14 protein-coding genes are annotated in these 12,648 nt (G+C 38.4%); 10 read left to right on the forward strand and 4 right to left on the reverse strand.

Translation table 11 applies throughout. From position 1 onward, the window contains the following. Positions 1-522 precede the first annotated feature (522 nt). Positions 523-1,080 (reverse strand): hypothetical protein, encoded by a 558-nt coding sequence (locus LQ901_RS06595; RefSeq protein WP_152136289.1) that lies wholly within the window; start codon positions 1,078-1,080, stop codon positions 523-525. A gap of 381 nt (positions 1,081-1,461) precedes the next feature. On the opposite strand from LQ901_RS06595, the gene LQ901_RS06600 reads away from it, so the two are divergent. Both LQ901_RS06600 and LQ901_RS06605 read left to right on the forward strand, forming a co-directional pair. Further along, on the forward strand, positions 1,462-2,010 hold the full coding sequence (locus tag LQ901_RS06600; RefSeq protein ID WP_064977686.1) for a sugar O-acetyltransferase: 549 nt from the start codon (positions 1,462-1,464) through the stop codon (positions 2,008-2,010). 389 nt (positions 2,011-2,399) lie between these two features. Beyond that, on the forward strand, positions 2,400-2,888 hold the full coding sequence (locus tag LQ901_RS06605) for a hypothetical protein (protein WP_064977685.1): 489 nt from the start codon (positions 2,400-2,402) through the stop codon (positions 2,886-2,888). A 334-nt stretch (positions 2,889-3,222) separates the two neighbouring features. Here LQ901_RS06605 and LQ901_RS06610 read toward each other — a convergent pair whose 3' ends face one another. Next, the gene (locus LQ901_RS06610; RefSeq protein WP_064977684.1) at positions 3,223-3,912 is read right to left on the reverse strand and encodes a methyltransferase; all 690 of its coding nucleotides are present in this window, start codon (positions 3,910-3,912) and stop codon (positions 3,223-3,225) included. 637 nt (positions 3,913-4,549) lie between these two features. Between LQ901_RS06610 and LQ901_RS06615 the strand changes: the two genes are divergently transcribed. Further along, positions 4,550-4,870: a hypothetical protein gene (locus tag LQ901_RS06615; RefSeq protein ID WP_064977683.1), complete on the forward strand. Its 321-nt coding sequence runs from the start codon at positions 4,550-4,552 to the stop codon at positions 4,868-4,870. A gap of 362 nt (positions 4,871-5,232) precedes the next feature. Here the strand turns inward: LQ901_RS06615 and LQ901_RS06620 are convergent, their stop codons facing one another. Further along, positions 5,233-5,520, reverse strand: coding sequence for a cyclic-phosphate processing receiver domain-containing protein (locus LQ901_RS06620; RefSeq protein WP_064977682.1), 288 nt, complete (start codon positions 5,518-5,520; stop codon positions 5,233-5,235). A 94-nt stretch (positions 5,521-5,614) separates the two neighbouring features. On the opposite strand from LQ901_RS06620, the gene LQ901_RS06625 reads away from it, so the two are divergent. The 4 genes from LQ901_RS06625 to LQ901_RS06640 all read left to right on the forward strand — a co-directional run bounded on the left by LQ901_RS06625 (position 5,615) and on the right by LQ901_RS06640 (position 8,854). Beyond that, a complete protein-coding gene (locus LQ901_RS06625) occupies positions 5,615-6,322 on the forward strand; it encodes a Sir2 family NAD-dependent protein deacetylase (protein ID WP_064977681.1) in 708 nt (235 codons plus the stop codon). An 80-nt stretch (positions 6,323-6,402) separates the two neighbouring features. Beyond that, complete coding sequence (locus LQ901_RS06630) at positions 6,403-6,930, forward strand: hypothetical protein (RefSeq protein WP_064977680.1); 528 nt, start codon at positions 6,403-6,405, stop codon at positions 6,928-6,930. Between the two features lie 424 nt (positions 6,931-7,354). Beyond that, positions 7,355-7,597 (forward strand): hypothetical protein, encoded by a 243-nt coding sequence (locus tag LQ901_RS06635; RefSeq protein WP_233672063.1) that lies wholly within the window; start codon positions 7,355-7,357, stop codon positions 7,595-7,597. Between the two features lie 342 nt (positions 7,598-7,939). Further along, entirely contained in the window at positions 7,940-8,854 is a 915-nt protein-coding gene (locus tag LQ901_RS06640) for a hypothetical protein (protein ID WP_152135640.1), read from the forward strand. Positions 8,855-9,024: 170 nt separating this feature from the next. Here LQ901_RS06640 and LQ901_RS06645 read toward each other — a convergent pair whose 3' ends face one another. Further along, positions 9,025-9,435 (reverse strand): VOC family protein, encoded by a 411-nt coding sequence (locus tag LQ901_RS06645; RefSeq protein WP_064977677.1) that lies wholly within the window; start codon positions 9,433-9,435, stop codon positions 9,025-9,027. Positions 9,436-9,793: 358 nt separating this feature from the next. Here LQ901_RS06645 and LQ901_RS06650 point away from each other — a divergent pair, with 358 nt between their 5' ends. From LQ901_RS06650 to LQ901_RS06660, 3 genes are all read left to right on the forward strand, one after another. After that, positions 9,794-10,225, forward strand: a complete 432-nt coding sequence (locus LQ901_RS06650) for a hypothetical protein (RefSeq protein WP_233672064.1) — start codon at positions 9,794-9,796, stop codon at positions 10,223-10,225. A gap of 1,065 nt (positions 10,226-11,290) precedes the next feature. After that, positions 11,291-11,833 carry a hypothetical protein gene (locus LQ901_RS06655; RefSeq protein WP_233672065.1) on the forward strand — a complete coding sequence of 181 codons (543 nt, stop codon included), beginning with the start codon at positions 11,291-11,293 and terminating at the stop codon, positions 11,831-11,833. Positions 11,834-12,125: 292 nt separating this feature from the next. Beyond that, positions 12,126-12,638: a phospholipase D-like domain-containing protein gene (locus LQ901_RS06660; RefSeq protein WP_152135835.1), complete on the forward strand. Its 513-nt coding sequence runs from the start codon at positions 12,126-12,128 to the stop codon at positions 12,636-12,638. Positions 12,639-12,648 lie beyond the last annotated feature (10 nt).

Genomic DNA, 12,648 nt, shown 5'->3' on the forward strand with positions numbered 1-12,648 from the left:
ATAATCCTATCACAACTATTCACCACCACCGCAAATGTTGATTTAGACAATTTCTTGATAACATTTAATTAAGGGGCATAACGAAGCACGCTTGCGTGCGCAGTGGTTTGAAATGAGCGTAAAATTCGCGCAGCAAATGCTCATTTCAAAATGTCCCTGCTTGAATTTCTTGTTATCTGAAACCCCAAGGCTGCTAAAAGCAGAGTTTTGCCGACCAAGGTAACAGCCTTAAGTAAAGGCAGTTTTCCTCGGCGAGCCTGAACTTACCCTATTCTCCCGATGATTGATCACGTGACTCGACCATTCGACTCTGAAGCTAAATCGAAGAAAGAATACAATTGCGCCACGAAAACTAGCTTGACTACGGTCTGAAATTTAAACCACGAAAGCCTATTAAATTCGCTTTTCAGATAACATTTAGCTAAGGGGCATAGCGGAGCACGCTTGCGTGCACAGTGGTTTGAAATGTCCCTGCTTGAGCTGTTTGTTATTATTTTAGGCACTGACATTCCTAAAAATAAGTTATTTGCTCTCTTTAACAGTTTTAATTAGCTCTAGACTATTACCATTTATGACATAATAATTCTTTAGATATTCGCGTGAGTTGCCATCATCAACGTCCTCAGCAACTTTTGATGTGACAACTAATCGACTATTAAGATTGTACGAGTCAATCCACTCACCAACTCGTAAATCTTCACCATCCCCACTCTCGTTCTCTTGCCACAAATTATATGCATTAAATGTGGTATCAATCACTTGCCCGGTTTTCCTATTCACTAATGCTTCAACGTAGCAACCAGACCCACCACACCCCCAACCAGTAATAACATACTCACCAGCAATTACCGGCGGTTCAGCCATTGCTTTGCTTAGTCGAGTTGGGAATGTTTTAGATAGTTCTGAATTTTTTATTAATTTTCCTGCTGGACCAATATAAGGTGCAGAAGAAGGAAAATCTTTGAACACAGGAATAGCAGAAGAACTCGTAACCTCTGATGAGATTTGAGTATTTTCAGTACTCATTGAGACTGTCGGTTGAAGAACAAGTAAAGCACCAAGAAAAAAAGCCCTCATCATGCAGCTCCATGCATTATTTGATACCCTGTAAAACTGGCTAAAAGGTAACACGATTTATTCTAGCTTTGAAGAAAACAGCACAGTTCTAATGAAATCATAACTTCTTACTAAGGGGCATAACGGAGCACGCCTGCGTGCGCAGTGGTTTGAAATGGGCGTAAAATTTGCGCAGCAAATTCCCATTTCAAAATGTCCCTGTTTGGCTGTTTGTTATCTGGAACCGATGCTGCTAAAAGCACAATGTTTCCGCCCCAACACCCTACCTTACTCTTCTTTTCCAACAGACTGCATGATGCCGCTCCAGTCACAGTATAATTTCAGGCGTTTGGTACTATCACAAACCCAGTTGAGTTGCTGAACTGTTGTTGAGATGGAGACACTATGACTGAATTCGAAAAGATGTGCTTAGGCTTGGAGTATGATGCCTTTAGCCCTGAATTTGGGATACAGAGAAAACAAGCATTTACCCTGCTCAAAAAGATCAATTCACATCAATTTGAGGATGGAAAACCGTTTGTTGCTCAGCTACTCAAACATGTAGGTAGAGACTCTGTCATTTGCCCGCCCTTCTTATGTGAATACGGTAAAACCATTTCTATTGGTGATAATACATTCATCAATATGGGCGCTACAATGCTCGACAATGCCCCGATTACTATCGGAAACAACGTACTGATTGGCCCCAACGCTCAGTTCTACACACCTACACATTCACTTAATTACAAACAGCGTAGAAACTGGGAATGCAGCAGCCTACCAATCGTGGTTGAAGATGACGTATGGATCGGAGGAAATGTGGTGATTTGTCAGGGCGTAACTATTGGCGCACGCTCAGTGATAGCCGCTGGCTCTGTTGTCACAAAAGATGTTCCGCCGGATACGTTAGTCGGCGGCACGCCAGCAAAAACAATTAAAGAATTAGACCAATAAAAACATTCGCCGTAGTATTCACTACGGCACTATTACAAGTAATTACGTTCGCAGTAATTATGAATTCAATACACTTCCAGATAACATTTAGTTAAGGGGCATAACGAAGCACGCTTGCGTGCGAAGTGGTTTGAAATGGGCATAAAATTCGCGTAGCGAATGCCCATTTCAAAATGTCCCTGCTTTAACTTTTTGTTATCATGGAACCGATGCCCACTCTGCAATGTGTTTTGCGTACTCAAAGCATGAGCCACTCTACTTTCACAATTAAAATCACTACGCAGCACACTACATAACTTTAATCTGGTGACTCAGAGTGCATACCACGTTACTATAAGGAAACTTTCCGCATAATATGCTGTTAGCTCTATACAATCAAAAGGAAGTTTATGAAACCTCTAATTTACTTAATCTTAACTTTTTTAATCGCATCATCTTCAGCACGTGCCAATAATTCTGAAATTGAAATAGATAAAAGCAAATTATTTTACGGAACTTGGAACTGCAAAGTAGTTATAGAGGAAGATGCGGGAAAAATATCATATGAAGTAGATTCAACATATATTAGAAATGGAAAATTTAATAGCCTTGGCAACATGAAACTAAACTATCCTGAACTCCCTGAGCTGGAGTATTTATATGCAGATAGTGGAAGTTGGGAAATAAAAGATGGTTATCTCATATCTACAACCGCAGAGATAAAGCTAGTAAATGTAAGTCATCCAGAATTCGACAATATAATGAATCTTGAAAAAATGTTCCCTCAAAATATTAGTGAATCAGCACAAATATTAAAGTTATCAAAAACAGAGCTGTCACTAAAAGATGAGAGTGATGGTGAGATTTATCACTGCTTTAAAAAGATAACCAAGAGCTAACAAGGCGCTCAAGAGTGGACGCAGCAAGCTGCGCCGCTTAGCTTATAGTCAAGAATATAATATTTCTCATTCGCCGTCGCCGTAGTACCTACTACGGCAATATTACAATTCTCTCATGCGCCGAAAACATTAAATAAATGCCTTTCCTGATAACATTTAGCTAAGGGGCATAGCGAAGCGCGCTTACGTGCGAAGTGGTTTGAAATGGGCATAAAATTCACGTAGTGAATGCCCATTTCAAAATGTCCCTGCTTGAGCTTTTTGTTATCACGGAGCTAGATGCAGGCTCAGCAACTTTGGAGTAAGCTAAAAATATACGAACTAACTCTAAATATTAAGCGTTTATGGTGTTGTTAACTTCATCAACAAAACCACGGTAAAATCTCAATATATAGCCATTGAAATCTTTACTTAAAAATTCTGTATGTTCAGGTTTGATATGATCATAGCCAAATCCGTACTCAACCATTTTCTTACTAAACTTACTTTTTCTTCCACGGCCAGGATCAACAATGATGACCGCACACTGCTGATTTGCATGTTTTTGGATAAATCCTGCGAGTAAATCCACATGCTCATCTTCATAAAGTAAGTCGCTGCCAATGATAACGTCGAATAATCCCAAATGACTATCTTCACCAGCCCAATCAAGACGTTCAAATGCAATATTTTCACCGTCATTAAGCTGAGTGTTGCGATCTAAAAATTGCTGTACCTCTGGATGATAATCTGTCGCCGTAATATCCGCATTTCTTTTGTTAAGTAAATGACTCGTTACTGCCATACCACAACCAACTTCTAATATCCGCTTGCCTGAAATGTCAAAATCGAGCATGTGATGAGCAAGCACAAGACTTGATGGCCACACTACGCCAAAGATTGGCCACGTTGCAGATGATATGCCTAGATCACGCGCTACATCTTTTGGATCAGAGAACTGCTGCTTATCACGTAAAGTGCACAGATGCATGTCATGGCTACCAATCTCGATCGTTTGATAGCGAAGTCGCAATTTATTAGTCATATATGCCTTAAGTTGGTTAGATTAACTAAGTCATATATTTTTATAGATGACAAAATTAGTGTACATTTCACACTACAGTAAACCACATCACATGCAAGCAATTTAACTAGTTCGATAAATCAGAGGGTTACACTTTATGTAATGTTTTGTTTGCAAACTAGCACAGCAAATTCGCCCAGTTCACTCCTGCAACTTGTAGATTTCACAATACACGCCAAATCATTAATTAGCATTCGCCACAAAAGGTAATTCCGCACAACTCCTGATAACATTTAGTTAAGGGGCATAACGGAGCACGCCTGCGTGCGCAGTGGTTTGAAATGGGCGTAAAATTCGCGTAGCGAATGCCCATTTCAAAATGTCTCAGCTTCAATTTTTTGTTATCACGGAATTCGATGCTTGCACAGCAATGTGTACTCTCACACCCTGCACACAACCCAACGATTAACCAAACGGCAGCATGCGACACTCAATATTGCATAATATTTTTCATTTCAGCAACCGGAAGCATGGGAAGTATTACTATGCTATAGGGGAAACTCCACTTAAAGTGCTGTTATGTGTAAAAATAGGCTTGAATTACCAAAACTAGCCCCCATATATGAGAAGTGGCTAGTTAAACTTAAAGGAAGTTCATATGGCTTGGCAAATAAAATGGAATGGTTATTCTATAGGTTATACTTACAGAAATGAGTCTTTCGAGATTAATGATATTTATTTAAAAAACCGAAAAATTCGTCAAGAACCTAGTAGCGGCTATAAAGAGCCGGATGATGATGTTATGGAAGATATCTATTACGCAGAGTCTGAGCATGGTATTTTTGAATGGTTAGTAATCGCAAGAAGATCAGGTTTTGACGGGTATGCAGTCATAGAAGATATCTATCTGCTGAGCAAGCCAGAAGGCTGTGACTCAGAGGCACCAAGCTTTGAAATATATGAAAGTAATTCAATTTAATATATATCAAAGCATTTAAGATTAATTCCCAACGTTTGGCATTTTTGATGTCTTCGTTGGTTTTTTTATTTACAGTGATATGAGTAGGTTTGGTAGTAGTACTGCTCACACCTTAATGCTACGTTAAAAATGTAATGCTTACTATCTTCCGTAGCACTCTACCATGGCAACCTTACAATTATTATATTCGACTCAAACATAGGTTAAATGCCTTTCCTGATAACATTTAGTTAAGGGGCATAGCGCAGCACGCTTGCGGGCGCAGCGGTTTGAAATGGGCATAAAATTCGCGCAGCGAATGCCCATTTCAAAATGTCCCTGCTTCAACTTTTTGTTATCAAAATAACATCTGGTAGAAAAACTCACCTATATCTATTTATATTATCAATACCGAGTTGCATCTTAACTTTAGCAGAAGAGTTTGCTGAATGAACTTTTATTATTGGCGGAATAAAACCACGCGTTATTACCGCTTCCTCAATCCAAACTATGACGTCATATCCAGTACCACGGGTATCATCACCTAAATCATGATCAAGGCTAATTTCTGTCACGCCCCCCTTGTCTAATAGCTTAATAGCCTCATCAGGCCAGTATGTTCTAACCCATCCGGGTGGAGTCACCCGTTCGTCATCAAGAAAAATCCTCACACAAACTCCATATGACTACTACAATAAGCTGAATCATGATATGGTCTATAGACTTTATACGACATAATGTCAACAAGGATTTTTTGAAGTTCACATGCACTGCTTACAATCACCACATACACAAAAGATTGTTATTCTTTCTGGTGCTGGAATCAGTGCAGAAAGCGGAATCCCAACGTTTAGAAGTTCAGATGGACTCTGGCAGAGGTTTTCGTGGACTAAACTTGCCAGCATTGATGCTTGGCAGCGCGATCCCGGCGCGGTACTTAATTTTTTTAATGACAGAAGAGATCTAACATTAAAAGCAGATCCAAATGAGGCTCATTTATCACTACAGCGTTTAGAAGAAAAGTATGAAGTTGTCATAATAACGCAAAATGTAGATAACCTGCATGAAAAAGCGGGATCACAAACAGTTATACATGTGCATGGTGAGATCGATTATGCACACAGTGAAAAAGACGCTACTGCACGAATAAAATTAAACGGAAAACCTATTTTTATTGGTGACTTGGCAACTGACCACCGTCAACTCCGCCCAGATGTTGTCCTATTTGGTGAAGATGTGCGCAACTTTGACCTATGCCAACATCACATATCTACCGCTGATAAGGTTTTAGTTATTGGTACATCTCTCTCTGTATACCCTACAAATACACTGCTAAAGCTATCACCTAAACAAGCAGAAAAAATCATCATTTCCTTGCATCCCCAAAAACGACCTTATGGGTTTAAATTTATTCAAGAACGAGCAAGCATCGCAGTACCTAATCTAGTTACTAAATGGCTAGCAAATTACTAAGCGAGAACAACTAGCGCATAAAAAAACCTCACCCACAAATAAATCACATGACTTTATATTTATAAAATTACTTAACGAACATGGCAAATATAAATACTAGCAATATGAAAAAGATACATATCCAATGGGATGGCCCATACTCACTAGAACAAATTAAGAGCATGAACTCTGGAAAAGATTATGGCCTATATCAAGCCTATGGCGTTCATACAGTTTATGGCTCAAATGTCTTGTTATACATAGGTCAAGCCACATATCAAACATTTGGTGTTCGTATTCTTCAACATACTAAATGGGGATATGTGCAAGATGAAAATGAGCTAAAAATTTATGTTGGACGGTTTGCTGGAAATGAGGAAATTTCCGATAAAGAATGGAGCGAGCAGATCTCTGTAGCAGAAAAGCTACTAATCTTCACACACTCTCCCGCATTGAACTCATCAAACATAAATACCGTCAGTAATGATATTCCGCTAGAGACTCATGTCTACAATTGGGGTAACAGAAGAAATCTATTACCTGAAGTTTCGGCATTTAGGTATCTATATGACGATAATTTACACTTCCCGACATACAGAATATTTGGACAAGAGGAGTCCGAATCATAATATCTTCATTCGCCGTAGCATCTTGCTGCGGCGGTAATCAGCTAAGAGAATAACACAGTTGAGCCGATTTTAACTTTGATAACATTTAGCTAAGGGGCATAGCGTAGCACGCCTGCGTGCGAAGTGGTTTGAAATGAGCGTAAAATTCGCGCAGCGAATGCTCATTTCAAAATGTCCCTGCTTGAATTTCTTGTTATCTGAAACCCCAAGGTTGCTAAAAGCAAGCAGTAACCGCCCCACGATACCGCCTTAAGTAAAAGCGATTTTGCTCGGCGTGCACTGTAATGCCCCTATTCTACAGATGAACTTCCACGTGACTCGACCGTTCAGCTTCAATTGTGTGAAAAAGCACTGATTTCGTGCGGCTAAAAACCAAGCGTCCAACAGGAAAGAATACAATTTCTCAGTTGCAGCAAGCTATGCTATGCCAAAACTACCCGTTGCAGCAGAACCAACTGACGGGAAAGAAAGCTGGATTACATTCGCCTATACCGCTGAAACTGCAACGCGCACATTCGCCAACTATGTTCAAGAATGGAAAGAATGGAAAGAATACAATATTTACGTAAATAGCACTGTAGCCAAGACAACTCGACCATTCGACGCTGAAGCTAAACCGAAGAAAAAATACAATTGCCCCGCGAAAATTAGCTTGGCTACGGCCTAAAATTTAAACCACGAAAGCCTATTAAATTCGCCTTTCAGATAACATTTAGCTAAGGGGCATAGCGTAGCACGCTCGCGTGCGCAGCGGTTTGAAATGGGCATAAAATTCACTCAGTGAATGCCCATTTCAAAATGTCCCTGCTTTAGCTTTTTGTTATCAAGGAACTCGATTAATGAAAGGCTAGATGTGTTGCAGCTAACAATAAAGGATATCGACTTCATTCCCCCACTAAAATCATTTAGAAACACAAACATTTGCTGTATTATGTATGACAAGATGGCGAGTTAGTATTGAGGCTGGTATTGTTTTTAGTTCTGTTTGAAAAATGCCAAGGGATTTTAAATGAAAAAAACGCTAGACCTAGAACAACTATTAAGCAAGGGTTGTATTACGCAAGCTGAGTATGACAAACTTACTATGTTACCAGGAAAAACAAAAAATTATCTAGCACTAAATCTTCTAATTGGCCTATTAACCATAATGGCTAGTTATTTCATTCTTGTTAGATTCCCAACAACAACCACGGTAATTACAGTTGGATTATGTGTACTTTTTACTGGCCTATTATTATTGCGCAGTAGATTTAAGCAATGGAAAACTATTTCTAACACATGCATTTTAATTGGATCGTTAATCGCCGGTTTAGGAGTTGCTTCTATTACAAATAACAATTTCATCTCGTTTGTCACCGTAACCATCATACTCACTTTGATTAGTATATTTTCAAAGAGTAGCCTACTTTCATGCCTTAGCGTATTGATGGTTTCTGCTAGTGCCTGCGCGGATAAATACGACTATATCCCAAGGTATTTGTTTATAATGCCAGAATACTCTACCACTATTATCATTTTCAGCACATTAACCATTGTACTTTATGTAATTTCGACGAAAGTGAAAACAGAATACAAAAGCATAACAATTACAGCACTAAAAACCAGCCTGATTTTGGCTAACATTGGATTTTGGTTGAGTACTATGTTTGTAGAAAGCCTAATACAAATCATACCACAATCTGCGTTTTCATTAATGTGGACTGCTATGCTATTGATAACGATGCTGTGGTCATGGAAACACAAAAATCGATGGTGTTTAAACATTTCAGCGACATTCTCCATAATTCATTTATATACACAATGGATGTCTCACTTTAAAGCATCCACTACAACAAACGTAATTTTAATTGGAGCTGCTGTTTTTTTTGCTGTAGTTATTTGGCTTGCAAATAAAAAAATGAAACAAAAGAGCCCATGTAATTAAGATATTAGTGCATAAGGTTATATTAGCTAAATGCAGTGCATAAGCTGATCTCCTGATAACATTTAATTAAGGGGCATAGCGGAGCACGCCTGCGTGCGAAGTGGTTTGAAATGAGCGTAAAATTCGCGCAGCGAATGCTCATTTCAACATGTCCCTGCTTGAATTTTTTGTTATGTGCGTGGTGATGTTACCCACTGCCGATTTTGCAGCACAACTCGATAGCCATCAATATCTTCAAAGGTTTTACCAACCACATCCCAATATGGATTATATGATTTAGTCTCATTAAATCCGGCCATAGCCATTTGTGAGCATCCACTCGCCCACTCTGCATTATTAGGAACGTAAAAGACTAGAAGATTATCTTTTGTTGGCGCACAGCCTACAACTTGACCTTTGTGATGAGTAAATTCTAAATGATAATTGTGATTGTCATGCCCCAAGATGACGCCATCAAAACCATCATGATCGTAAAACTCACCAAGTAATGAAAATCCAAGGCCAGTCATATACATATATTTGATTTTATCTAGGTTATCTGTTGGCCGCGCAACTCTGAGTATGGATTCTCGTGAGATCATATACACTCCGTGTAACTCACAGTTCAAATTATATGATTAGCTTTTTACCATTCTTAATGCTTCTTAGATAGAGCATTTTCACACAAGCACATAACATTTAGTTAAGGGGCATAGCGCAGCACGCCTGCGTGCGAAGCGGTTTGAAATGGGCATAAAATTCGCATAGCGAATACCCATTTCAAAATGTCCCTGTTGAACTTTTTGTTATCAAGATTGATAAAATATAATTGCATTATTGAACAAATCCTTCTGATACGTTTCGCAAAAATAAATTTTTCAGGTTAACGTACCACGTAAAAACGATAAGATGACACTAGTAATTAACTCACCCTGACTTAAAACACCGGAGCGGTCACTCATGGATGATGCTAAAAGCTTAATAATTGGAGTAATCGGTGGGATTATAACAATAGTATTTGTTTTCATTTTTAAGAAAATCCGAGCAAAATCATTGAAAAATGACATTGAAATTCTTGAGTTAGAAATAAAAACATTAGAGAAAATGAAAAAATCAAGCATCGAAATGAACAGAGTTTTATTTAGAGGGATATATGCCTTACTCTTTTTATTTGGATTGATAAACTCCATCGAAAGATTTTTCGACAACCTTCAAGCAGCAACATTCGATACATGGCAACTGATTTTTAGTGTGGGATTGTGGTCTACATTTACATATGTAGCATATATCTGGTGGAAAAGAACAGGAATGCTTAGTGAATTTAATAAATCAGTGGAAGCATTATCAGCTCAAAAGGACAAAAAACAAAAGTCACTCTCTCAATTAAAATGAATAAGTAGAAAATATTTATTAGAGGTATTGCATTAGCCGTAGTATTTTCTATGGCTAATTCTACGAGCAGTAAGCACCCAGCCAGAGTTATAACCACTTGATAACTTCTAACTAAGGGGCATAACGTAGCATGCTTGCATGCGCAGTGGTTTGAAATGGGCATAAAATTTGCGCAGCAAATGCCCATTTCAAAATGTCCCTGTTGAGTTTTTTGTTAGCTGAAACCCCAAGGCTGCTAAAAACACTACACTTACCGACCAGCCAAACAACCTTAAGTAAGGACAATAGACCTTGGCGAGCATTGTACTTGCCCTATTCTATTCACACACTTCCACGTGACTCGACCATTCGCCACCTGTTGTGCAAAAGAACTCTGATTTCGTACAGCTAAACACCATGCAAACAAGAGGAAAGAATACAATTTTGCAGTTGTAGCAAAGCTGGCTATGCCAAAACTCTCAGTTGCAGCCGAACCCGCTGACTGGAAAGAAAACAGGATTACATTCGCCTACACCGCAGACTCTTCAACGCGACCGCTCACCAACAATGCACAGGATTGGAAAGAATACGACATTTACGTAAACGGTTAAGTAACCAAGGCAACTCACTCATTAGACGCAGCGGCTAAATCGAAGAACAAATACAATTGAGCCGTAAAAATTCACTATGCTAAGTGCTCAGATTTAATCCACAAAAGCTTATTAAATTCGCCTTTCAGCTAACATTTAGTTACCGGGGCATAGCGTAGCATGCTTGCATGCGCAGCGGTTTGAAATGAGTATAAAATTCGCGCAGCGAATACTCATTTCAAAATGTCCCTGCTTAACTTTTTGTTATCAATAACATCAAAATGGGCAAAGAAAAGAGGTAATAGTGTTCAGTAAATCCTCCAACAATGATTTTGTATTATAAATAACTTGATTTTCACTCATTAATTAACGACACTACATGTTCCGTATGGCTGTTGCTATACCATAAATAGAGACTGCTGGTGTAATGCACATTATTTCATCGGTACTCTGTTACTTAATTTCTTTTTAATAAAAAACTAGCAAGGTAACTTTAGTGTCAGATATAGATAAAACCGCTACCTACAACATCAGTGCTAAGCAGAGCAGTAGTTTTCTTTCGGATATAGCGGGAATTATATTTTGGGCGGTAATAGGCTGCATCGTCCTATGGAATTGGGACGGTTTTTGGCAAACAGATATCAAGTCATTAGAAAAAATCCAACGTCAGTACTTTTACAGCAAATATTCTGAGGAGCAACTAAAACTCTCAAGAATAACAAATAATAATAAAGTAATAGATGACATTCAAGAAAGATTAGACATAAGTGAAAGATTGTCAGCAAAGGAAGTTGAGAGGGCTACACAGGAAAAAGATTCTGCGTTATCTGAACTTGCAATCGCAAGATTCAAACTTAACAGCTACCTAAAAAAAGAAAACACCAAATGTAGATATTATGACACTTCATTAAGAATGATCGATCAATTAATAAAAAGATATTCAGAGGATGATCTACAAAGAATTTTAAATTGTACTAATTCAGAGTGTCAAAAAATACTGTATTCTCGAAGAGAAGCCACAGAGATATGCAATGAGTGATTAGCTGACTCTCTCGCCGTAGCATCATGTTACGGCGATTTTAAAATACAGCACTATGCGATATTGATAACATTTAGTTAAGGGGCATAGCGCAGCACGCTCGCGTGCGCAGCGGTTTGAAATGGGCATAAAATTCGCGTAGCGAATGCCCATTTCAAAATGTCCCTGCTTTAACTTTTTGTTATCATGCTCACAACTCACTAATCAAAAGCCTAAAACAAGACGCTTCGCACAAAGCGAATTAAATTTTCATGCTATATGAAAACATCTTTTAGCCAATTTGAAATCAACCATGAAATTATTAACATCTGAAAACTACTTTCACGAAGTAAATCTGCTATTCAAAAGAAATGAAGATACTGACATTGCTGTTGCATTTTTAGGCTACGACATCCTCAGTACATTTGAAAACAGAAACACCTCATCAATACGGTTAATATGCAATTTAGAAAGTGGCGCATGTAATCCTAATGTTATCAAAAAACTGCTAGCAATGCCTAACATTGAAATAAAGACAAATGCCCATTTACATGCCAAATGCGTAATACAAGATAATGCGGTCATAATTGGATCCGCAAACTTTTCAGCTAACGGACTTGCCCTTGAGGGGAATGAATTAAGCGGATGGTCTGAGTTAGGTATAATGACAAATAACAATAATATGATAGATGAATCCAAAGCTTGGTTTTCTAACCTATGGGAACAGTCTCATTACTTAACAAATGATCAAATAGAAGAACGAATTAAAGCTTGGGATTCAAGAAGAAATAATCACCCTCATATTAATTTAAAAAATCGCTTATAAATGCAGCGAT

The sequence above is a fragment of the Plesiomonas sp. PI-19 genome, from assembly GCF_021368255.1.
In the GTDB taxonomy this organism is placed as follows: domain Bacteria; phylum Pseudomonadota; class Gammaproteobacteria; order Enterobacterales; family CAMTGL01; genus Plesiomonas; species Plesiomonas shigelloides.

Coding starts and splice junctions, on each gene's coding strand:
- LQ901_RS06595 (WP_152136289.1), bottom strand. CDS start 1,080: ATGATGAGGGCTTTTTTTCTTGGTGCTTTACTTGTTCTTCAACCGACA.
- LQ901_RS06600 (WP_064977686.1), top strand. CDS start 1,462: ATGACTGAATTCGAAAAGATGTGCTTAGGCTTGGAGTATGATGCCTTT.
- LQ901_RS06605 (WP_064977685.1), top strand. CDS start 2,400: ATGAAACCTCTAATTTACTTAATCTTAACTTTTTTAATCGCATCATCT.
- LQ901_RS06610 (WP_064977684.1), bottom strand. CDS start 3,912: ATGACTAATAAATTGCGACTTCGCTATCAAACGATCGAGATTGGTAGC.
- LQ901_RS06615 (WP_064977683.1), top strand. CDS start 4,550: ATGGCTTGGCAAATAAAATGGAATGGTTATTCTATAGGTTATACTTAC.
- LQ901_RS06625 (WP_064977681.1), top strand. CDS start 5,615: ATGCACTGCTTACAATCACCACATACACAAAAGATTGTTATTCTTTCT.
- LQ901_RS06630 (WP_064977680.1), top strand. CDS start 6,403: ATGGCAAATATAAATACTAGCAATATGAAAAAGATACATATCCAATGG.
- LQ901_RS06635 (WP_233672063.1), top strand. CDS start 7,355: ATGCCAAAACTACCCGTTGCAGCAGAACCAACTGACGGGAAAGAAAGC.
- LQ901_RS06640 (WP_152135640.1), top strand. CDS start 7,940: ATGAAAAAAACGCTAGACCTAGAACAACTATTAAGCAAGGGTTGTATT.
- LQ901_RS06645 (WP_064977677.1), bottom strand. CDS start 9,435: ATGATCTCACGAGAATCCATACTCAGAGTTGCGCGGCCAACAGATAAC.
- LQ901_RS06650 (WP_233672064.1), top strand. CDS start 9,794: ATGGATGATGCTAAAAGCTTAATAATTGGAGTAATCGGTGGGATTATA.
- LQ901_RS06660 (WP_152135835.1), top strand. CDS start 12,126: ATGAAATTATTAACATCTGAAAACTACTTTCACGAAGTAAATCTGCTA.